The sequence below is a fragment of the Pseudomonas sp. UBA6315 genome, from assembly GCF_002438125.1.
In the GTDB taxonomy this organism is placed as follows: Bacteria; Pseudomonadota; Gammaproteobacteria; order Pseudomonadales; family Pseudomonadaceae; genus Aquipseudomonas; species Aquipseudomonas faucium.
The window spans coordinates 1-20,604 of the sequence record NZ_DJTF01000100.1 but is presented as its reverse complement, the minus strand read 5'-3'; the positions used below and the strand labels follow the sequence as shown (position 1 = coordinate 20,604).

Below are 20,604 nucleotides of genomic sequence, written 5' to 3'. Positions count from 1 at the left end.
TCGTTGCTGATTCCGGCAACGGGGCGCTGCACGCTCAACGTTCAGCCAGAAGACCAGGAAAACGCCCTCAAGGCTTGCGAGCAGACGGCGGCGACCGGGGACGCCCAGGCGCAGTACGAACTGGGTGAGTACTACTACACGCAAACGCCCAAAGACCTGAAAAAGGCCCTGGACTGGTTCGAAAAAGCCTCGCTGCAAGGCCACGCCGACGCCCAGTACCGCCTCGGTGCCATGTTCTTCCATGGCGAGGGGGTCAAGGCCAACAACGTGCAGGCCTACATCCTGCTGAAGATGGCCGCGGTCAACGGCGCCGAGGATGCGCTGGACATGGCCGACGAAGTCACCGAGCAGATGCCCCGCGACGAGCTGGAGCATGCCACCCAGGTGCTTGGCCAGATCTTCCGCAAATACCTGCTGGAACTGCAGAACGCCGAAGGGCGCACGCCGTTCTCGCCCCTCCCCTGATCACTTCTCCGGCATTGGCATCGGGAACGGCATGACATTGCCGCCACCCTTGGCCTCGCTGATCTTCGCCGTGCCCAGGCGCTCCACCTCGTCGATGCGCACGATCGCGTGCATCGGCACGAAGCTGCGGATCACGCCCTCGAACTGGTTCTTCAGCCGCTCCTCGCTGGGGTCGACCACCACCTGGGTGCGCTACTCCTCGATTTCCAGGAAGCCCCACAGGTCGCTCTGGTAGATCTGCTTGGCATACATCTCGAAGACCTGCCCCTGGTTGAGGAAGATCACTTTATAGATGGCGGGTTCGCGTTTGCTCATCTTGGGATAACACATGCGTAAGAAAAGGCGCGCATCATAGCAGACAGCCCTGTACCGACCGTTGAACGTTTCAGTGCTTTCGCCCCTGCCCTTCAGGGGTTATTCTTGAGTTCACCTTCATTGCCGTCGAGCGGCTAAAAACGACCTTGAACGCACCCATAGAACCCCATCGTTTCATCCTCGAACCTTTCGAGGCCCACCGTTTCGCCAACTTGTGCGGCCAGTTCGACGAGCACCTGCGCCTGATCGAACAACGCCTGGCTATCGAGATCCGCAACCGCGGCAATCAATTCGAGCTGATCGGCGAACCCAAGACCACCTCTGCTGCCGAGCAACTGCTGCGCCGCCTCTACCGCGAGGCCAAGGCCACCGAGCTGTCGCCGGAAACCGTGCACCTGTACCTGCAGGAGTCGGCCGTCGAGAACATCGACAACCCGGCCGTCAACGAGGTCAGCGTCTCGCTGCGCACGCGCAAGGGCAACATTCGCCCGCGCGGGGCCAACCAGCAGCGCTACGTCAAGGAAATCCTCGCCAACGACATCAACTTCGGCATTGGCCCGGCCGGTACCGGCAAGACCTACCTGGCCGTGGCCTGCGCCGTGGATGCCCTGGAACGCGAGCAGGTGCGCCGCATCCTGCTGGTGCGCCCGGCCGTCGAGGCTGGCGAGAAGCTTGGCTTCCTGCCCGGCGACCTGGCCCAGAAGATCGACCCGTACCTGCGCCCGCTGTACGACGCGCTGTACGAGATGCTGGGCTTCGAGCACGTGGCCAAGCTGATCGAGCGCCAGGTCATCGAAATCGCCCCGCTGGCCTACATGCGCGGGCGCACCCTGAACAACAGCTTCATCATCCTCGACGAGAGCCAGAACACCACGCTCGAGCAGATGAAGATGTTCCTCACCCGTATCGGCTTCGGCTCCACGGCGGTGATCACCGGTGACATCACTCAGGTCGACCTGCCGCGCGGCACCAAGTCGGGCCTGGCCCACGTGATCGAGGTGCTCAAGGACGTTCCGGGGATCAGCTTCACCCACTTCCAGCCCAAGGACGTGGTCCGTCACCCTCTGGTGCAGCGCATCGTCGAAGCCTACGACCGCTTCGAAGCCCGCCAGGCCAAGCCCGAGGTCAGCAGCAAAGATGCTTGAACTTGACCTGCAACGGGCCACCGACGCCGCCGCGCCGGATGATGCCGCCTTCCGCCGCTGGTGCGAGCTGGCCTTGCGCCAGCGCAGCGCCGACTCGGAAATGACCATTCGCCTGGTCGATGAAGCCGAGGGCCGCGAGCTCAACCGCACCTACCGGCACAAGGACTACGCGACCAATGTGCTGTCGTTCCCGGCCGACGTGCCCGACGAGCTGCTCGATATCCCGCTGCTGGGCGACCTGGTGATCTGCGTACCGGTGGTCGAGCGCGAGGCTGCCGAACAGGGCAAGGCGCTGGAGGCACACTGGGCGCACCTGGTCATCCACGGCTGCCTGCACCTGCTCGGCTACGACCACATCGAAGACGATGAGGCCGAAGAGATGGAAGCGCTGGAACGGGAATTGCTGGCAGAACTGGGTCATCCCGACCCGTATGCCGACGATGAAACCGACTCAATCACACACTGATACACCAAGGATCACGAGAACCGCCATGAGCGAAGATCGATCGAGCAACGGGCAGAAGTCCTGGCTGGGTAAACTGACCCAGGCTTTTGCCCATGAGCCGAAAAACCGCCAGGAGCTGCTGGAGCTGCTGCGCGAAGCCCATCAGAACAAGCTGCTCGACAGCGAAGCGCTGACCATCGTCGAAGGAGCCATCCAGGTCGCCGACCTGCAGGTACGCGACATCATGGTGCCGCGCTCGCAGATGATCAGCATCAAGGCTACCCAGTCGCCTCGCGAGTTCCTGCCGGCGGTGATCGACGCCGCGCACTCGCGCTACCCGGTGATCGGCGAAAGCCATGACGATGTGCTCGGGATCCTGCTGGCCAAGGACCTGCTGCCGCTGATCCTCAAGGAGAACGGCGACAGCTTCAACATCAAGGATCTGCTGCGCCCGGCCACCTTCGTGCCGGAGTCCAAGCGCCTGAACGTGCTGCTGCGCGAGTTCCGCGCCAACCACAACCACATGGCCATCGTCATCGACGAGTACGGCGGCGTGGCGGGCCTGGTGACCATCGAAGACGTGCTCGAACAGATCGTCGGCGACATCGAGGACGAGCATGACGTCGAGGAAGACAGCTACATCAAGCCGCTGCCAAGCGGCGATTTCCTGGTCAAGGCACTGACGCCGATCGACAACTTCAACGAGTTCTTCGACAGCGAGTTCTCGGACGATGAGTTCGACACCGTGGGCGGCCTGGTGATGAGCGCCTTCGGCCACCTGCCCAAGCGCAACGAAACCACCGAGATCGGCGCCTACAAGTTCCGTATTCTCAATGCCGACAGCCGGCGGATACACTTGCTGCGCCTGACCCCGATCACCCGCTAAGGACAAACATGCGTTGGATCACCCGCCCCGGCTGGCCCGGTAACCTGCTGGCCTTGGCGGCCGGCGCATCTACCCTTCTGGCCCTGGCGCCCTTCGACATCTGGCCGCTGGCCTTGCTGTCCATCGCCGTGCTCTACCTCGGTCTGCGCGAGCTCAGCCCGCGCCAGGCCATGTGGCGCGGCTGGTGCTTCGGCTTCGGCCTGTATGGCGCCGGCACCTGGTGGATCTACGTCAGCATGAACACCTACGGCGGCGCTTCGCCGCTGTTGGCCATCGTGCTGCTGCTGGCGTTCTTCGCCGCCCTTGCCTGGTTCTTCGCCTTGCCCACGTGGCTCTGGGCGCGCTGGTTGCGGCGCAACGAGGCGCCACTGGCCGACGCCTTGTGCTTCGCGGCCTTGTGGCTGGTGCAAGAAGCCTTCCGCGGCTGGTTCCTCACCGGCTTCCCTTGGCTCTACGCCGGTTACAGCCAGCTGGACGGCCCCCTGGCGGGCCTGGCGCCGCTGGGCGGCGTATGGTTGGTCTCGTTTACCCTGGCCTTGACCGCCGCGCTGCTGTGCAACCTGCACCGCCTGCGTGAGCGCCGCTCATTCCTGGCCATCGGCATCGTCCTGCTGCTGGCCCCCTGGGCCGCCGGCATGGCCCTTAAAGGGCACGCCTGGACCAAGCCCGCCGGCGACCCGCTCAAGGTCGCGGCGCTGCAGGGTAACGTCGAGCAGGAGCTGAAATGGGACCCGGCGCACATCGATGCGCAACTGGCGCTGTACCGCGACATGACCTTCACTGCCAAGCCCGTGGACTTGCTGGTGTGGCCGGAAACGGCGGTGCCGATCCTCAAGGACCAGGCCCAGGGCTACATCGACGTGATGGGCCGCCTGGCCGCCGATCGTCACTCGGCGCTGATCACCGGCGTGCCGGTGCGCGAAGAGGTGCACCACCAGCGCCGCTACTACAACGGCGTGACCGTGACCGGCGAAGGCGACGGCACCTACCTCAAGCAGAAGCTGGTGCCGTTCGGCGAATATGTGCCGCTGCAGGACATGCTCCGCGGCCTGATCGAGTTCTTCAACCTGCCGATGTCGGACTTTGCCCGCGGCCCTGAAGACCAGCCGCTGCTGCAGGCCAAGGGTTACCAGATTGCCCCGTACATCTGCTACGAAGTGGTCTACCCCGAGTTCGCCGCAGGCCTGGCCGCACGCAGCGACCTGCTGCTGACGATCAGCAACGACACCTGGTTCGGCACCTCGATCGGCCCGCTGCAGCACCTGCAGATGGCGCAGATGCGGGCGCTGGAAGCTGGCCGCTGGATGATCCGCGCGACCAACAACGGCGTGACCGCGTTGATCGACCCGTTTGGGCGGATTACTGCAGAGATCCCGCAGTTCCAGCGCGGGATCCTGTATGGCGAGGTGGTGCCGATGCAGCAGCTGACGCCGTATCTGCAGTGGCGCTCGTGGCCGCTGGCGATCGTCTGCGTGCTGCTGCTGGGGTGGGCGCTGCTGGCGGGGCGGATCGCCAAGACCGTATAGGCCCGTTCGCGGGGCACGCCCGCTCCCACACATGCATTGCCTGTGGGAGCGGGCTTGCCCCGCGAAGCGGTCGGCAGAACGATACAAAGTTCAGTAGAACAACCGATACCCCACCAACCCCACCGCTTCATTGAGCAACTGGCTGCTCTGCCACATCGCCCGGCTCTCCGGCAGCAACCCTGCGAACGGCCGCGCATGCTCGCGCCCAAGGAAGCCCATCGGCGCCGGCACCACCTCGAAACCCGCCCGTTCGAAGCTCCAGCGCGCACGCTGCATGTGCCAGGCCTGGGTCACCACCACGACTCGGCGAACCCCTTGCGCCAGCAACAGATCGGCACTGAGCCGGGCGTTTTCCCAGGTGGTACGGCTGGCGCCTTCCTGCCATTTGACCTCGACCGCGAAATCCTCACGCAGCCGCTCTGCCATCAGCTGCGCCTCGCTAGGCGGGGTGCCGTAGTGCAGCCCGCCGCTGGTCAGCACCGGCAAACCCGAGGCCTTGGCCAGCGTCGCCGCAAAGCGCATGCGCTCCAGCGCTGTGGCGGTGGGCTGGTCGGCGCCACCCCAACCCGGGTCGCCACGCTCGCGCCCGGCGCCCAGCACGACGATCGCGTCCGCCCTGCTCGCCAGGCCCGCCCATTCGTTCACCGGCAAGGCAGGCTCGCTCTCCAGCAGGCTGGCGGCCTTCTGCATCACCAGCGGCAGGCTCATCAGCCACAAACCGCCCAGGCCCAGCGCGAAGCACACCGCCGCCAGCCCCGGGCGCCGCACCCGCAGCCACCAGGCGAGCAGCAACAGCAGAAAGAGGACGCCAGGCGGCATCAGCCATTGTTTGACGAAGAACTTGATGGGCATCGGCTACACCTCCATGGAAGGCATGCAGCCTAAGAGGATCGACGCCAGCCAACAAGTGCGCGGCCGGCGCCGATCATGAGAAGTGTTGTCGAAGAACCGGCGCGCGATGGCCTGCGCCTGGCGTCCTGAACGGCTAGCGATGCGGCAGCGTCCTGGATCTCGCCGTACTGGCGGGGCGTTTCTTGTCCTTGAGCCAGATGATCTTTGCCGAGCTCGGTTCCGCTTGCGGGTATATTCCGGCGCAGGCATTGCGGCGTTCCGGGAGGGACTCCAGGTAAGCCTTGATCACTTCGAACTCTGCGTGGCTAAGACCGCGCAACTCCAGCTCGGCTGGCATCTCGTCGCGTAATCGCACCGACGTTCTGGCAACTTCCAGTGCCAGGCCAAGACGGTCGATCAGGCGTTCGTAAAGCTCCGGTTTGATTGCGGGTAGCTGCGTCTCTCCCATCCGTTCACCTCATTGAAGATAAAGAATATCTCCCCCCACACATGAGCTTAGCGGCGCTATGAAAAGCAGCCGGATGCAGCGACCAGCGGCCATTCGCAATCAGGGTTTCCCACGACGCGCGGCGCTGCTGTATGCTTAGGCGTTCACCCTCATGACACCGGAGTGCCGGACGCAGCGAGGTTCCGCTGCCTGGAACAAGGTCTCTTCTCTCTCAGCCAAAAGTAGCCATGCACGAACAATACACGCCCCGTGATATCGAAGCCGCCGCCCAGAAGTTCTGGGACGAGCAACAATCGTTCGCTGTTACCGAACAGCCAGGCAAAGACACCTACTATTGCCTATCGATGTTCCCGTACCCGAGCGGCAAGCTACACATGGGCCACGTTCGCAACTACACCATCGGCGACGTGATTGCCCGTTACCAGCGCATGCTGGGCAAGAACGTCCTGCAGCCGATGGGCTGGGACGCCTTCGGCATGCCCGCGGAAAACGCGGCGATGAAAAACAACGTCGCCCCGGCCAAGTGGACATACGAAAACATCGACTACATGAAGACCCAGCTCAAGAGCCTGGGCCTGGCCATCGACTGGGCACGTGAAGTCACCACCTGCAAGCCGGACTACTACCGCTGGGAACAGTGGCTGTTCACCCGCCTGTTCGAGAAAGGCATCATCTACCGCAAGAACGGGACCGTGAACTGGGACCCGGCCGACCAGACCGTACTGGCCAACGAACAGGTCATCGACGGCCGTGGCTGGCGTTCGGGCGCGCTGATCGAGAAGCGCGAAATCCCGATGTACTACTTCCGCATCACCGACTACGCCGACGAGCTGCTGGAAAGCCTCGACGAGCTGCCGGGCTGGCCTGAGCAGGTCAAGACCATGCAGCGCAACTGGATCGGCAAGTCGCGCGGCATGGAAGTGCAGTTCCCCTACGACCAGGCGAGCATCGGCCACGAAGGCACCCTCAAGGTATTCACCACCCGCCCCGACACCCTGATGGGCGCGACCTACGTCGCCGTCGCCGCGGAACACCCGCTGGCCACCCAGGCCGCCCAGGGCAACCCGGCGCTGCAGGCGTTCATCGACGAGTGCAAGAGCGGCAGCGTTGCCGAGGCCGACATGGCCACCCAGGAGAAGAAGGGCATGGCCACTTCCCTGCTGGTCGAGCACCCGCTGACCGGCGAGAAGCTGCCGGTGTGGGTCGCCAACTACGTGCTGATGCACTACGGCGACGGCGCCGTGATGGCCGTGCCTGCCCATGACGAGCGCGACTTCGAGTTCGCCCACAAGTACAACCTGCCGGTCAAGGCAGTGGTGCGCACCAGCGTTGGCGACGAAGTCGGCAGCGAGTGGCTGGCGGCCTACGGCGAGCACGGCCAGCTGATCAACTCCGGCGAGTTCGACGGCCTGGACTTCGCCGGCGCCTTCGACGCCATCGAAGCCGCCCTGATCCGCAAGGAACTGGGCAAGTCGCGCACCCAGTTCCGCCTGCGCGACTGGGGCATCAGCCGCCAGCGCTACTGGGGCTGCCCGATTCCGATCATCCACTGCCCGTCCTGCGGCGATGTGCCGGTGCCGGAAGACCAGCTGCCGGTCACCCTGCCAGAGAACGTGGTACCGGACGGTGCCGGCTCGCCGCTGGCGCGCATGCCCGAGTTCTACGAGTGCACCTGCCCGAAATGCGGCACGGCGGCCAAGCGTGAAACCGACACCATGGACACCTTCGTCGAGTCGTCCTGGTACTTCGCCCGCTACGCCTCGCCGAACTACGACAAGGGCCTGGTCGATCCGAAAGCTGCCAACCACTGGCTGCCTGTGGACCAGTACATTGGCGGCATCGAGCACGCCATCCTGCACCTGCTGTACGCGCGCTTCTTCCACAAGCTAATGCGCGACGAAGGCTTGGTCACCTCCAACGAGCCGTTCAAGAACCTGCTGACCCAGGGCATGGTGGTCGCCGAGACCTACTACCGCGTTGCCAGCAATGGCGGCAAGGACTGGTTCAACCCGGCCGACGTCGAGATCGAGCGTGATGCCAAGGCCAAGATCATCGGCGCACGCCTGAAGACCGACGGCCTGCCGGTGGAAATCGGCGGCACCGAGAAGATGTCGAAGTCCAAGAACAACGGCGTCGACCCGCAGTCGATGATCGAGGCCTACGGTGCCGACACCTGCCGCCTGTTCATGATGTTCGCCTCGCCGCCCGACATGAGCCTGGAATGGTCCGACTCCGGCGTCGAAGGTGCCAGCCGCTTCCTGCGCCGCGTCTGGCGCCTGGCCCAGGGCCACGTCAGCCAGGGCCTGCCAGGCCAGCTGGACATCGCCGCGCTGAGCGACGAGCAGAAAGCCATCCGCCGTGCGATCCACGCCGCGATCAAGCAGGCCAGCACCGATGTCGGCCAGTTCCACAAGTTCAACACCGCCATCGCCCAGGTGATGACCGTGATGAACGTGCTGGAAAAGGCTCCGCAGGCCACCGCGCAAGACCGTGCCCTGCTGCAGGAAGGCCTGGAGGCCGTTACCCTGCTGCTGGCGCCGATCACCCCGCACATCAGCCACGAGCTGTGGCAGCAACTGGGCCACGCCGAGTCGGTGATCGATGCCGCCTGGCCGAGCGTCGACGAACAAGCGCTGGTGCAGGACACCATTACCCTGGTCGTCCAGGTCAACGGTAAACTGCGCGGCCAGGTCGAGATGCCTGCCGCAGCCAGCCGCGAGGAAGTCGAAGCCGCTGCCCGCAGCAACGAGAATGTCCTGCGCTTCATCGATGGCCTGACCATCCGCAAGGTCATCGTGGTTCCGGGCAAACTGGTCAACATCGTCGCCAACTGATGGCAACGCCCACCCGCAGCCAGTGCGGGTGGGCGGTATCGGCCCACAAGGGAGCAACAACATGATCAAACGCAATCTGCTGGTAATGGGCCTGGCTGTCATGCTCAGCGCCTGCGGTTTCCAGCTGCGCGGCACCGGTACCAACGAGCTGAGCGTCAAGGAAATGGACGTCGGCGCGCGCAATGCCTACGGCCAGACCGTGGTCCAGCTGCGTCAGGCACTCGAGCGCAGCGGCGTCAACGTGCACACCGGCGCGCCTTACCGCCTGGAGCTCACCAACGAGCAGGAAAACCAGCGTTCGGCGAGCTACAGCGGCGGCAGCCGTACTGCTGAATACGAACTCACCACCACCCTCAACTACAGCATCCTGGGCCTGAACAACCTGGAGCTGCTGAGCGACAAGGTTGAAGTGCGCAAGATCTACGTGCGCGACGGTGGCAACATCACCGGTTCCGACCAGGAAGCCAGCCAGGCCCGCGTGGAAATGCGCCGCGAACTGGTGCAGTCGATGATGGCCCGCCTGCAGAACCTGTCCCCGACTCAGCTCGACGAGCTGCAGCGCAAGGCTGACGAACGTGCCAAGGCCGAAGCCGACGCACTGGAAGCTGCGCGCCGCCAACAGGCGGAAACGCCGCAGCAGTCGCCACTGGAAATCCCGGGCCGCTAAGCCCGCACGGGGCACTTCGGTGCCCCGTCCGTTTCCCATGAAACTCGCCCCCGCCCAACTCAACAAGCACCTGCAAGGCGCACTGGCCCCGGTCTACGTGGTCAGCGGCGACGACCCGCTGCTGTGCCAGGAAGCCGCTGACGCCATCCGCAATGCCGCGCGCCAGCAAGGCTTCGATGAACGCCAGGTGTTCAGTGCCGACGCCAACTTCGACTGGGGCACCTTGCTCCAGGCCGGCGCCAGCCTGTCGCTGTTTGCCCAGCGCCGCCTACTGGAGCTGCGCCTGCCTTCGGGCAAGCCTGGCGACAAGGGCGCTGCAGCCCTCATGGAATACTGCGCACGCCCCGCTGAGGACACCGTGCTGCTGGTCAGCCTGCCCAAGCTCGATGGCAGTGCGCAAAAGACCAAGTGGGGCAAGGCGCTGATCGAGGGCGCACACTGCCAGTTCATCCAGATCTGGCCGGTGGACGCCCAGCAGCTGCCGCAGTGGATCAACCAGCGCCTGGCCCAGGCCGGTTTGTCTGCGCAGCGCGATGCGGTCGACCTGATCGCGGCGCGAGTCGAAGGCAACCTGCTGGCCGCGGCCCAGGAGATCGAAAAGCTCAAGTTGCTGGCCGAAGGCAGCCAGATCACCGTGGAAACGGTGCAGGCCGCCGTGGCCGACAGCGCCCGCTTCGATGTCTTCGGCCTGGTCGATGCCATTCTCAATGGCGAGGCCGCCCATGCCCTGCGCATGCTCGAAGGCTTGCGCGGCGAAGGGGTGGAGCCGCCGGTCATCCTCTGGGCACTGGCCCGTGAACTGCGCCTGCTGGCGGGCCTGGCCCAGCAGTTCAGCCAGGGGGTGCCACTGGACAAGGCCTTCAGCCAGGCCCGGCCACCGGTGTGGGACAAGCGCAGGCCGCTGGTGAGCAAGGCCCTGCAGCGCCTCTCGGCGCAGCGCTGGGCGCAGCTGCTGCAAGATGCCCAGCGCATCGATGCGCAGATCAAGGGGCAGGCCGAAGGGTCGCCGTGGACTGGCCTGTCGCGCTTGTCGCTGCTGATGGCCGGCCAACGCCTGGTCTTGCCACCCGAGTAACATTCAAGGGCCCTATCGCCGGCAAGCCGGCTCCCACAGGGGTAGCACAGGGCCTGAGCATTGTGGTTAACCTGTGGGAGCCGGCTTGCCGGCGATAGGGCCCTGAGCCATAAACACAATCAATTGGCCCTGCCCCCGCTACCGGCCTACAGTCCGCCGCGCAACCCATCCCTCAAGCAGGAACCCCGCCATGAGCAAAAAGCCGAAAAAGCACGGCCCCAACAAGGCCAAGTCGATTATCGCCCAACCGCTGTTCCGCTGCCGCCAGGAACAACCGAACAAGGGCAAAGGCAGCTACCGCCGCGAAGCCTTCCAATCGAGAGATTGGGAGGCTTCTTACTTTTTGGCCGCATGAAAGCATCGCAAGCGCAGGCATGATATGGTCGGCACCTGACCTGAAATTCTGGATCTGTGCATGCCCTTCAGCCTCCTCCCCCGTTGGAAATCCCGCCAGCTCATCGCGGCCTCCAGCTTCATCCTGCTCGTCGCCTGCGCGGAAAAACCCACCGCCGCCGACGCCCTGCCGCTGGCGCCTGCCCAGCCCACGCCGGTAGTGACCCTGCCTAGCGCCACGCCCGACGTCAGCACCGAAATCCAGCCATTGCAGACCTTTGCCCAATGGCAGGCTGGCTTCCGCCAGCAAGCGCTGCAGGCCGGCATCTCGGCCAGCACCTTCGACCGCGCGTTCATTGGCGTCACGCCGGACATGGACGTGATCAAGGCCGACCGCAGCCAGCCCGAATTCACCCGCCCGGTGTGGGAATACCTCGATGGCGCGCTGTCACCGCTGCGCGTGCGCAACGGCAAACGCCTGCTGGAGCAGAACGCCGAGCTGCTTTCGCGCATCGAGCAACGCTATGGCGTCGACCGCCAGGTGCTGGTGTCGGTGTGGGGCATGGAGAGCAACTTCGGCCAGTTCCAGGGCAACAAGTCGGTGATCCGTTCGCTGGCCACCCTGGCCTACGAGGGGCGCCGCCCGCAGTTCGCCCAGGACCAGCTGATCGCCGCCTTGCAGATCATCCAGCACGGCGACATCCAGCCTGAAGCCATGCGCGGCTCGTGGGCCGGGGCCATGGGCCAGACCCAGTTCATCCCGACCACCTACAACACCCATGCGGTGGATTTCGACGGCGATGGCCGCCGCGATATCTGGAACAGCACGCCCGATGCCTTGGCCTCGACGGCCCACTACCTGCAGAGCTCGGGCTGGAAACGCGGCCAGCCATGGGGCTTCGAAGTGCAGGTGCCGCAAGGTTTCGACTACTGGCTGGCCGATGGCTCGCTGCGCAAACCGGTCAGCGAGTGGCTGCAGCTGGGCGTGAAGCTGCCGGCGGGCACGCAGTTGCCGGCTGGCAGCAACGAGCTGTCTGCCGCCCTGCTGCTGCCGGCGGGCGCCCGTGGCCCGGCGTTCCTGGTGCTGGACAACTTCCGCGCGATCCTCAAGTACAACAACTCGTCGTCCTATGCGTTGGCGGTGAGCTTGCTGGGCGATCGCTTCTCGGGCTGGGGGTTCATTGCCGGCAACTGGCCGAAGGAAGACTTGCCGCTGAGCCGCAGCGAGCGCATGGAACTGCAGAACCTGCTGAACGCCAGCGGGCATGATGCGGGCAACCCGGATGGCATCATCGGCGCCAACACCCGCAAGGCGATCCGCAATGCCCAGCAAGGGCTGGGGTGGCCGGCGGATGGGTATCCGACGCACAAGCTGCTTGATAGCCTGCGCCAACGGTGAAAACTGGGCGCGCTGCGCACGCCATCGCCGGCAAGCCGGCTCCCACAGGTTCTGCGCTGGCTCGAGGGCTGCGCTACCTGTAGGAGCTGGCTTGCCGGCGATGGGCCGCAAAGCGGCCCCAGCGATCTCAAGCCTTGAACAACCCCTGAGCCAACACCAGGCTCCGTGCTTGGCTATCCAGTCTCACCCTGGCCCCCAGCGGCAAGCACACATTCGGATCACAATGCCCACTGCGCCACCCGGCCAGCACCGGCACGCCCAACGGCCCGAACACCTCCTGCAGCAACGGCGTCATCGCCGCCACGGTGATCCCGGCAAAATCCCCCACCAGCACGCCCCTCACGCCTTCGAGCTTGCCCGCCAGGCGCATCTGGGTCAGCAGGCGGTCCACCCGGTACAGCGGCTCGTTGACGTCCTCGATGAACAGGATGCTGCCTTGCGTGTCGATCTCGGCCAGCGTACCCAGGGTCGCCCCCAGCATCGACAGATTGCCGCCCAGCAACCGCCCACTGGCCACACCCGGTACCACGCAGCTCAAGGCAAATTCGCCAGGATGGGCAATCTGGTCACCCTCCCCCACCCGCCCCGTCAATTGCGCCAGCAGCGAAGACTCGGTCGGTTGCAGCTTGGCGCCCAGCAGGTCGGCATTGAGCATGCCCCCATGGAAGGTCAGCAAGCCGGTATGCCGGTAGATGGCCGTGTGCAATGCGGTGATGTCGCTGTAGCCGATCAGCGGCTTGGGGTGGCGGCGAATCAGCTCGAAGTCGAGCTTGTCGAGCAAGCGCATGCTGCCATAGCCGCCGCGCATGCACAGGATGGCATCGACGGCCGGGTCGGCGAAGGCAGCGTGCAGGTCATCCAGCCGCTGCTGGTCAGTGCCGGCCAGATAACCCTGGGCCTGCTCGACGCTGGGATAGAGACGGCAACGGTAACCGCGCTCGGCGAACCACTGGCTGGCCTTCTGCGCATCCAGCCGCGCCGGCCCGGCCGGGGCAACGATGGCAAAGCAGGCATCGCCCGGCAGCGCGGCTGGCAAGCGCGCTCCGATGCTTTCAGGGGAATTCATCGTGCAACTCCTTGCAGGTAGAAGGCCGCCCAATATGCAGACGGAAGCGATTCCGACACAGTGGGAACGAGGCCCTAACAAAAATGCCGATGCCGCCTTGCGGCGCACATCGGCATCGGCCACTCGAACCAGGATCAGAGCTTGATCTTGGCCTCGTGGGCTTGCTGGTCAGCGTGGTAGGACGAACGCACCAGCGGGCCGGAAGCGACGTTCTTGAAGCCCATCTTGTAACCTTCCTCGGCGAACCAGGCGAAGGTGTCCGGGTGCACGAAGCGCTGCACCGGCAGGTGGCTGCGCGACGGCTGCAGGTACTGGCCGAGGGTCAGCATGTCGATGTCGTGCTCGCGCATGCGCTGCATCACTTCGATCACTTCCTCGTCGGTCTCGCCCAGGCCGAGCATCAGGCCCGACTTGGTCGGCACGTGCGGCACCAGCTGCTTGAACTTCTGCAACAGGTCCAGCGACCAGTCGTAGTCGGAACCCGGGCGCGCGGCCTTGTACAGGCGCGGTACGGTTTCCAGGTTGTGGTTGAACACATCCGGCGGCTCTTGGGCGGTGATTTCCAGCGCCACGTCCATGCGGCCGCGGTAGTCCGGCACCAGGGTTTCGAGCTGCACGCCCGGCGACAGCGCGCGGATTTCGCGGATGCAGTCGGCAAAGTGCTGGGCACCGCCGTCACGCAGGTCGTCGCGGTCCACCGAGGTGATCACCACGTACTTCAGGCGCAGGTCGGCGATGGCCACGGCCAGGTTCTTCGGCTCGTCCAGGTCCAGCGGCTTCGGCCGGCCGTGGCCGACGTCGCAGAACGGGCAGCGACGGGTGCAGATGTCACCCATGATCATGAAGGTCGCGGTGCCACCGGAGAAGCACTCGCCCAGGTTCGGGCAGGAGGCTTCTTCGCACACGCTGTGCAGCTTGTGCTTGCGCAGCAGCTGCTTGATGCGGTCGACCTCCGGGGAAACCGGGATTCGCACGCGGATCCAGTCCGGTTTCTTCGGCAGTTCATCGGTGGGGATGATCTTCACCGGGATGCGCGCGACCTTTTCGGCGCCACGCAGCTTGACCCCAGCTTCCACCTTCTTCGGCGCTGGGCGCGGGGTGGCATCCTGGGTAGGTATCAGGTTCGGCACGGCTTCTTGCACAGTTGTCATATTCAGTCGATTCCGCCCGTGAGGGTCGTCTGCTCAGCGTAGTCGAGGTGCTTGACCAGCTGTCCGCGCAGCCTTGTCCTGACCTCGTCGAGTTCGATCGGGCCTGCCAGGTCACGCAGCTGGGTCATGGCCAGCCCCGCATACCCGCAGGGGTTGATTCGGCGGAATGGCGCAAGGTCCATGTCCACGTTCAGAGCAAGGCCGTGGAAAGAACGGCCATTGCGGATTCGCAGGCCGAGGGAGGCGATCTTCGCTCCATCGACGTAGACACCCGGCGCATCGGGCTTGGCCGCCGCCTGGACGCCGTAGCTGGCCAGCAGGTCGATCAGGGTCTGCTCGATACGGCTGACCAGTTCGCGCACACCAAAGCCCAGGCGGCGCACGTCCAGCAGCAGGTAGGCAACCAGCTGGCCGGGGCCATGGTAGGTCACCTGGCCGCCGCGGTCGGTCTGCACCACCGGGATATCGCCCGGCACCAGCAGGTGCTCGGCCTTGCCGGCCTGGCCCTGGGTGAAGACCGCGGGGTGCTCGACCAGCCAGATTTCATCCTGGCTGTCCGGGCTACGCTGCTCGGTGAAGCGACGCATGGCCTCCAGCACCGGTTCATAGGGCTGCAGGCCAAGCTCGCGAATACCGAGGCAAAGGGACATCAGAGCACCATTTTCACGATGCCGGTCGCGCGCAGGGCGCTGTTGATATCGTGCAGTTGGTTCTCGCTTTCGGCAACGATGTGCAATTGCACGGTGGTGTACTTGCCTTCCTTGCTCTGGCGCTCGGCCAGGGTGGAAAGGTCGACCTTGGCGTGCTTGCTCAGGACTTCGATCACCATGTCCTTGAAGCCCACCACGGTGTCACCGATGACCTTGATCGGGTAATCGGCGCAGGGGAATTCGATTTTGTGCGACTTGACGTCAGGTTCGCTCATGGCGGAAACGGCCTCGTAAGCCGTGGCAACAACAACGCCCCCGCAAGATCAGCGGGGGCGTGGCAGGTCACGTATCAGTTGAACAACCCGTAGAAGAATAGACGGATGCTATCCCACATACGACGGATGAAACCACCTTCCTCGACACCATCAAGGGCGATCAGGTCGGCGCTGTGAACCACGTTCTCGTCCAGTTTGACTTCCACCTTGCCGATCACGTCACCTTTGGCGATCGGAGCGGTGAGCTGCGGGTTCATGGTCATCGAAGCCTGCAGGCGCTTCAATTGGCCTTTAGGCATAGTCATGGTCAGGTCGTTGGCCAGGCCCGCCTTGACGATGCTGGTCGCGCCCTTCCAGACCGGTGCCTGGGTCAGCTCGGTGCCCTTCTGGTAGAAGGTCTGGGTTTCGAAGAAGCGGAAGCCATAGGTCAGCAGCTTCTGGGTCTCGGCAGCACGGGACTGCTCGCTGTTGGTGCCGAACACCACGGCGATCAGGCGCTGGCCGTCGCGTACAGCCGAAGCCACCATGCAGTAGCCGGCTTCGTCGGTGTGGCCGGTCTTCAGGCCATCGACGGTCTTGTCACGCCACAGCAGCAGGTTGCGGTTCGGCTGCTTGATGTTGTTCCAGAAGAACTCTTTCTGCGAGTAGATCGCATAGTGCGCCGGGTCGACGTCGATGATGGCACGGGCCAGCAGCGCCATGTCGTGGGCCGACGAGTAGTGATCCGGGTTCGGCAGGCCGGTCGGGTTCATGAAGTGGCTGTTGGACATGCCAAGGTCGGCGGCCGTCTTGTTCATCATGTCGGCGAAGGCGTCTTCGCTGCCGGCGATGTGCTCGGACAGGGCCACCGATGCGTCGTTGCCCGACTGGATGATGATGCCGTGCAGCAGGTCGCTGACGGTGACCTGGCTGCCCACCTTGATGAACATGCGCGAACCACCGGTGCGCCAGGCGTTTTCGCTGACGGTGACCGGGTCGTTCTCGCCGATCTGGCCACGACGGATGTCCAGGGTGGCGATGTAGGCGGTCATCAGCTTGGTCAGGCTGGCCGGCGGCAGGCGCTCGTCACCGTTGTTCTCGACCAGCACGTTGCCGCTGGACGCGTCCATGAGTACGTAGGACTTGGCTGCCAGTTGCGGTGGTGCCGGCATCATTTGCTCGGCCGCGAAGGCGGCGGGCGTGATCATCAGCAGGACAGGCAGGCAAAGTCGTTTGGCAAGGTTGGTGATGTTCATCCGTCTCTCGAAAATCGCTAATGGTCTGAGATGTTCCCTGGGCCACATCGTGTGCCCAGCGCCAGTCAGTCTAGTTTTAGTGGCTGCAGTGCAGCCCGGCGCAACGCGCAAAAGCTGGCATTGTACATGGCCGGGCCCGGCAATTCATGACAAAACCTGTAGGAGCGGCCTTGCGTCGCGAAAGGGCTGCACAGCAGCCCCGGTACTCTGCGCGATAAGGCATAAATCGGGGCCGCTTTGCGGCCCTTTCGCGACGCAAGGCCGCTCCTACATGACACAGCAGCGCCATTGTCAGTCAGCTGTGACCAGCTTGGCCTGCCCAAGGTTCGCCAGGCGGATGCTGTCCTGCGCCTGCTGGATCTCGCCCTGGCTGTTGATCGGCCCCAGGCGCACCCGGTGCAGGGTCTGCTGGTTACGCACGATGGAGCTGATGAATACCGGCGCGCTGACCATGGTGCTGAGCTTGGAGCGCAGCAATTCGGCGGCGTCCGGGTTGGCGAAGGCGCCCACCTGGAGGAAGCTGCCGCCGTTGGCACCCGGCACATTGGCGCCGCCCACCTGCACCGGCACCACCGGCGCCGCATGCTGCTGCGGCGGCGGCGTCCATTGCTCGACGCGCCCGGTGGTGGCCGGAATCGCCTGGGTCTGCGCCACCTGCGGTTCCTTCAGCACCAGCGGCGGCTGCTGGCCGCGCTGGGCCCACCATTGCTGCGGGTCGATGCCTTCGACGCGCACGTGGGCGGTGCCGATCTCGGCATAGCCGAGCTTCTTGGCGGCGGCATAGGACAGGTCGATGATGCGGTCGGAGTAGAACGGGCCACGGTCATTGACCCGCAGGATCACGCTGCGCCCGTTGGCCAGGTTGGTCACCCGCACGTAGGCCGGCAGCGGCAGGGTCTTGTGCGCCGCGCTCATGCCGTACAGGTCATACAGCTCGCCGTTGGCGGTGTTCTGGCCATGGAACTTGGTGCCGTACCACGAGGCCGTGCCCTCGGCGCGATAGCTGCGCGAGTCCTGCATCGGGTAGTAGGTCTTGCCCAGCACCGTGTACGGGTTGGCCTTGTAGGCACCGTTGTGCACGGTCGGGGTGGCATCGGGGATCTTGTTGACGTCCACGTCCCACCACGGCGCACCGTCCTTGTGGGCGCGGTTGATGTCCAGGCCCGGCTGCGAGCGCACGGCATTGCCGCTGGCCTTGGTGGTCGGGCGGCTGGACGAACAGCTGACCAGCAGCATGCCGACGGCCATGCAGGTCAGCAGCTTGAAGGTGTTGGCAGAGAAGATTGCGCGCATTACTTGACGCCCCGTGCTTGGACCAGCTGTTCAGCGAGCTGATGCACCGCCATGGCATACATCACGCTGCGGTTGTAGCGCGTGATCGCGTAGAAGTTCTTCAGGCCCATCCAGTACTCGGGGCCGTTGTCGCCCTCCAGGCGGAAGGCGGTAACCGGCAGATCATCGCGCAACGCATCATGACTCGACCAGCCCAGCGCCCGCAACTCCCCGGCCGTGCGGGTCGGCTCGATACCGGTGGTCAGGCCCTCGTCGGCCCGTGCGCCGCTGACATCGGCGCGGCTGACCACTGGCTGGCCGGCCAGCCAGCCGTGGCGCTTGAAGTAGTTGGCGACGCTGCCGATGGCATCGTCGGGGTTGTTCCAGATGTTGATATGGCCGTCGCCGTCGAAATCCACGGCGTAGTTGCGAAAACTGCTCGGCATGAACTGCGGCAAGCCCATGGCACCGGCATAGGAGCCCTTGAGCGTGAGCGGGTCGAGTTGCTCGTCGCGTGCCAGCAGCAGGTACTCGCGCAGTTCCTTGCGGAAGAAGTCGGCGCGCGGCGGGTAGTCGAAGCCCAGGGTCGACAGGGCATCGATGACCCGGTAGTTGCCGGTATTGCGGCCGAAGAAGGTCTCCACGCCGATGATCGAGACGATGTACTGCGCCGGCACGCCGTATTCCTGCTCGGCACGGGCCAGTACCGCCTCGTGCTGGCGCCAGAAGTCCACCCCGCGGGCGATGCGCGCGTCGGTGATGAACATCGGCCGGTAGTCCTTCCACGGCTTGACCCGCTCGGCGGGGCGCGAAATGGCGTCGAGGATCGACTGCTTGCGATGCACCTCGCGGAACACCCCGGTCAATTGTTCGCTGGCAAAACCGTAGTCGCGAGCCATCTCGCTGACGAACTCGGCCACCTGGGGCGAGTTGTCGTAGTCGCCGGCATGGGCTTGCTGGACAGCGCTGAACAGGCCCACCGCGCCGATCCACGGCGCACAACGGGCAGCCCAGTTACGCACTGCTTGCATGAAATTCTTCACCTTATTCAAACCTGTGCGATCCATTTGCGGTGCGTATGGATCGACATCAGAACGCCAAACGCTGACAGCAGCGTCACCAACGAAGTTCCGCCATAGCTGATGAAGGGCAGCGGCACGCCCACCACGGGCAGAAGGCCGCTGACCATACCGATATTGACGAACACGTACACAAAGAAGGTCATGGTCAAGCTGCCCGCCAGCAGCTTGCCGTAAAGCGTCTGGGCCTGGGCTGTGATCATCAGCCCGCGGCCGATCAGCAGCAGGTAGACGATCAGCAGCAGGCAGATGCCGACCAGGCCGAACTCCTCGCCGAGCACGGCGATGATGAAGTCGGTGTGGCTTTCCGGCAAAAAGTCCAGGTGCGACTGGGTGCCCAGCAGCCAGCCCTTGCCGAACACCCCGCCGGAGCCGATCGCCGCCTTGGACTGGATGATGTTCCAGCCGGTGCCCAGCGGGTCGCTTTCCGGGTCGAGGAAGGTCAGCACGCGCTGCTTCTGGTAGTCGTGCATCACGAAGAACCACATGGCCACCGCCACCGGCACCGCCGCCGCCAGCACGCTGATGATCCAGCGCCAGCGCAGGCCGCCCATGAACAGCACGAAGGCCCCGGAGGCGAGAATCAGCAACGCGGTACCCAGGTCGGGCTGGCGGACGATGAGGATGAACGGCATGCCGATCAGCACCAGGCTGATGGCCACGTGCTTGAGCTGTGGCGGCAAGGTGCGCTTGGACAGGTACCAGGCGATCGTCGCCGGCATGATGATCTTCATGAACTCGGAGGGCTGGAAGCGGATCACCCCGGGGATGTTGATCCAGCGCGTGGCGCCCATGGCGTTGTGGCCCATGACGTCCACCACGATCAGCAGGAACACCCCGGCCAGGTAGGCCAACGGCACCCAGCGGGCCATGAAGCGCGGCTCGAGCTGGGCGATGACGAACATCGACACCAGGCCGATGCCGAACGAGGTGGCCTGCTTGAGCAGCAGGTCCCAGTTCTTGCCACTGGCCGAATACAGCACGAACAGGCTGCCGGCCGCGAGGGTCAGCAGGATGACCAGCAACGGGCCGTCGATGTGGATGCGCTGCAGAAAGCTCGCGCGCCGACGCATCACGTCCTCGCTGGAGAGCATGCGATCGAAATTGTTCTTCACGGGGCCGTTTCCTGGGCGACGGTGGCAGGCGCGAATTCTGGCTTGAGCCGGCCGTGCTCATCGAGCAGCCAGGCGTCCATGATCTGTCGCACCACGGGGGCAGCGACGCCGGACCCGGATTCGCCGTTCTCGACCATCACCGACACCACGATCTTCGGATCGTCGGCGGGGGCGAAGGCGACGAACAGGGCGTGGTCGCGGTGGCGCTCCTGAAGTTTGTTGCGGTCGTACTTCTCGCCTTGCTTGATCGCCACCACCTGGGCGGTACCGCTCTTGCCGGCAATGCGGTACTGGGCGCCGGCCGCGGCCTTGCGCGCGGTACCCCGGGCGTTGTGCATCACCTGCTCCATGCCGTGGGTGACCTTGGCCCA

General features: G+C 64.7%; 21 protein-coding genes and 1 pseudogene. 10 read left to right on the top strand and 12 right to left on the bottom strand.

Going from position 1 to position 20,604, the window contains the following annotated elements; all coding sequences use genetic code 11:
- A partial coding sequence (locus B3E94_RS13030; protein WP_286913811.1) for a tetratricopeptide repeat protein occupies positions 1–465 on the top strand: 465 nt, incomplete at its 5' end.
- Here the strand turns inward: B3E94_RS13030 and B3E94_RS13025 are convergent.
- Positions 466–780: pseudogene (locus tag B3E94_RS13025) on the bottom strand (DUF1820 family protein).
- A gap of 146 nt (positions 781–926) precedes the next feature.
- Here B3E94_RS13025 and B3E94_RS13020 point away from each other — a divergent pair.
- The 4 genes from B3E94_RS13020 to lnt are packed head-to-tail and all read left to right on the top strand — an operon-like array spanning position 927 to position 4,782.
- Complete coding sequence (locus B3E94_RS13020; RefSeq protein WP_176514823.1) at positions 927–1,925, top strand: PhoH family protein; 999 nt, start codon at positions 927–929, stop codon at positions 1,923–1,925.
- Entirely contained in the window at positions 1,918–2,391 is a 474-nt protein-coding gene (gene ybeY / locus B3E94_RS13015; RefSeq protein ID WP_286913809.1) for an rRNA maturation RNase YbeY, read from the top strand. Before B3E94_RS13020 ends, ybeY begins: the two co-directional genes overlap by 8 nt.
- A gap of 25 nt (positions 2,392–2,416) precedes the next feature.
- Complete coding sequence (locus B3E94_RS13010) at positions 2,417–3,256, top strand: HlyC/CorC family transporter (protein WP_027917759.1); 840 nt, start codon at positions 2,417–2,419, stop codon at positions 3,254–3,256.
- 8 nt (positions 3,257–3,264) lie between these two features.
- Positions 3,265–4,782 (top strand): apolipoprotein N-acyltransferase, encoded by a 1,518-nt coding sequence (lnt, locus tag B3E94_RS13005; RefSeq protein WP_286913808.1) that lies wholly within the window; start codon positions 3,265–3,267, stop codon positions 4,780–4,782.
- Between the two features lie 90 nt (positions 4,783–4,872).
- Here the strand turns inward: lnt and B3E94_RS13000 are convergent, their stop codons facing one another.
- Positions 4,873–5,634 carry a YdcF family protein gene (locus tag B3E94_RS13000; protein ID WP_286913807.1) on the bottom strand — a complete coding sequence of 254 codons (762 nt, stop codon included), beginning with the start codon at positions 5,632–5,634 and terminating at the stop codon, positions 4,873–4,875.
- A 133-nt stretch (positions 5,635–5,767) separates the two neighbouring features.
- A complete protein-coding gene (locus B3E94_RS12995; RefSeq protein ID WP_176514831.1) occupies positions 5,768–6,082 on the bottom strand; it encodes a hypothetical protein in 315 nt (104 codons plus the stop codon).
- Positions 6,083–6,309: 227 nt separating this feature from the next.
- Between B3E94_RS12995 and leuS the strand changes: the two genes are divergently transcribed.
- The 5 genes from leuS to B3E94_RS12970 all read left to right on the top strand — a co-directional run bounded on the left by leuS (position 6,310) and on the right by B3E94_RS12970 (position 12,390).
- The gene (gene leuS / locus B3E94_RS12990; protein WP_176514833.1) at positions 6,310–8,916 is read left to right on the top strand and encodes a leucine--tRNA ligase; all 2,607 of its coding nucleotides are present in this window, start codon (positions 6,310–6,312) and stop codon (positions 8,914–8,916) included.
- A gap of 61 nt (positions 8,917–8,977) precedes the next feature.
- Positions 8,978–9,583 (top strand): LPS assembly lipoprotein LptE, encoded by a 606-nt coding sequence (gene lptE / locus B3E94_RS12985; RefSeq protein WP_286913805.1) that lies wholly within the window; start codon positions 8,978–8,980, stop codon positions 9,581–9,583.
- Between the two features lie 37 nt (positions 9,584–9,620).
- A complete protein-coding gene (gene holA, locus B3E94_RS12980) occupies positions 9,621–10,658 on the top strand; it encodes a DNA polymerase III subunit delta (RefSeq protein WP_236237784.1) in 1,038 nt (345 codons plus the stop codon).
- 190 nt (positions 10,659–10,848) lie between these two features.
- Positions 10,849–11,013: an alternative ribosome rescue factor ArfA gene (gene arfA / locus B3E94_RS12975; protein ID WP_003257578.1), complete on the top strand. Its 165-nt coding sequence runs from the start codon at positions 10,849–10,851 to the stop codon at positions 11,011–11,013.
- A gap of 60 nt (positions 11,014–11,073) precedes the next feature.
- Positions 11,074–12,390: a lytic murein transglycosylase gene (locus B3E94_RS12970; RefSeq protein WP_176514839.1), complete on the top strand. Its 1,317-nt coding sequence runs from the start codon at positions 11,074–11,076 to the stop codon at positions 12,388–12,390.
- A gap of 127 nt (positions 12,391–12,517) precedes the next feature.
- Here B3E94_RS12970 and B3E94_RS12965 read toward each other — a convergent pair whose 3' ends face one another.
- The 9 genes from B3E94_RS12965 to B3E94_RS12925 all read right to left on the bottom strand — a co-directional run.
- Positions 12,518–13,456, bottom strand: a complete 939-nt coding sequence (locus B3E94_RS12965) for a S66 peptidase family protein (RefSeq protein ID WP_286913803.1) — start codon at positions 13,454–13,456, stop codon at positions 12,518–12,520.
- Between the two features lie 134 nt (positions 13,457–13,590).
- Positions 13,591–14,607, bottom strand: a complete 1,017-nt coding sequence (lipA, locus tag B3E94_RS12960) for a lipoyl synthase (RefSeq protein ID WP_236193699.1) — start codon at positions 14,605–14,607, stop codon at positions 13,591–13,593.
- Between the two features lie 2 nt (positions 14,608–14,609).
- Positions 14,610–15,257, bottom strand: a complete 648-nt coding sequence (gene lipB / locus B3E94_RS12955) for a lipoyl(octanoyl) transferase LipB (RefSeq protein WP_286913802.1) — start codon at positions 15,255–15,257, stop codon at positions 14,610–14,612.
- Positions 15,257–15,532: a DUF493 domain-containing protein gene (locus B3E94_RS12950; protein ID WP_008100495.1), complete on the bottom strand. Its 276-nt coding sequence runs from the start codon at positions 15,530–15,532 to the stop codon at positions 15,257–15,259. Before B3E94_RS12950 ends, lipB begins: the two co-directional genes overlap by 1 nt.
- Before the next feature lie 74 nt (positions 15,533–15,606).
- The gene (locus tag B3E94_RS12945; RefSeq protein WP_016393472.1) at positions 15,607–16,767 is read right to left on the bottom strand and encodes a D-alanyl-D-alanine carboxypeptidase family protein; all 1,161 of its coding nucleotides are present in this window, start codon (positions 16,765–16,767) and stop codon (positions 15,607–15,609) included.
- A 291-nt stretch (positions 16,768–17,058) separates the two neighbouring features.
- A complete protein-coding gene (locus B3E94_RS12940) occupies positions 17,059–18,060 on the bottom strand; it encodes a septal ring lytic transglycosylase RlpA family protein (protein WP_286913801.1) in 1,002 nt (333 codons plus the stop codon).
- Positions 18,060–19,070, bottom strand: a complete 1,011-nt coding sequence (mltB, locus tag B3E94_RS12935; protein ID WP_176513744.1) for a lytic murein transglycosylase B — start codon at positions 19,068–19,070, stop codon at positions 18,060–18,062. Before mltB ends, B3E94_RS12940 begins: the two co-directional genes overlap by 1 nt.
- A gap of 17 nt (positions 19,071–19,087) precedes the next feature.
- Positions 19,088–20,191, bottom strand: a complete 1,104-nt coding sequence (rodA, locus tag B3E94_RS12930; protein ID WP_176513755.1) for a rod shape-determining protein RodA — start codon at positions 20,189–20,191, stop codon at positions 19,088–19,090.
- A gap of 38 nt (positions 20,192–20,229) precedes the next feature.
- On the bottom strand, positions 20,230–20,604 hold a 375-nt coding region (locus tag B3E94_RS12925), incomplete at its 5' end, for a penicillin-binding transpeptidase domain-containing protein (protein WP_286913800.1).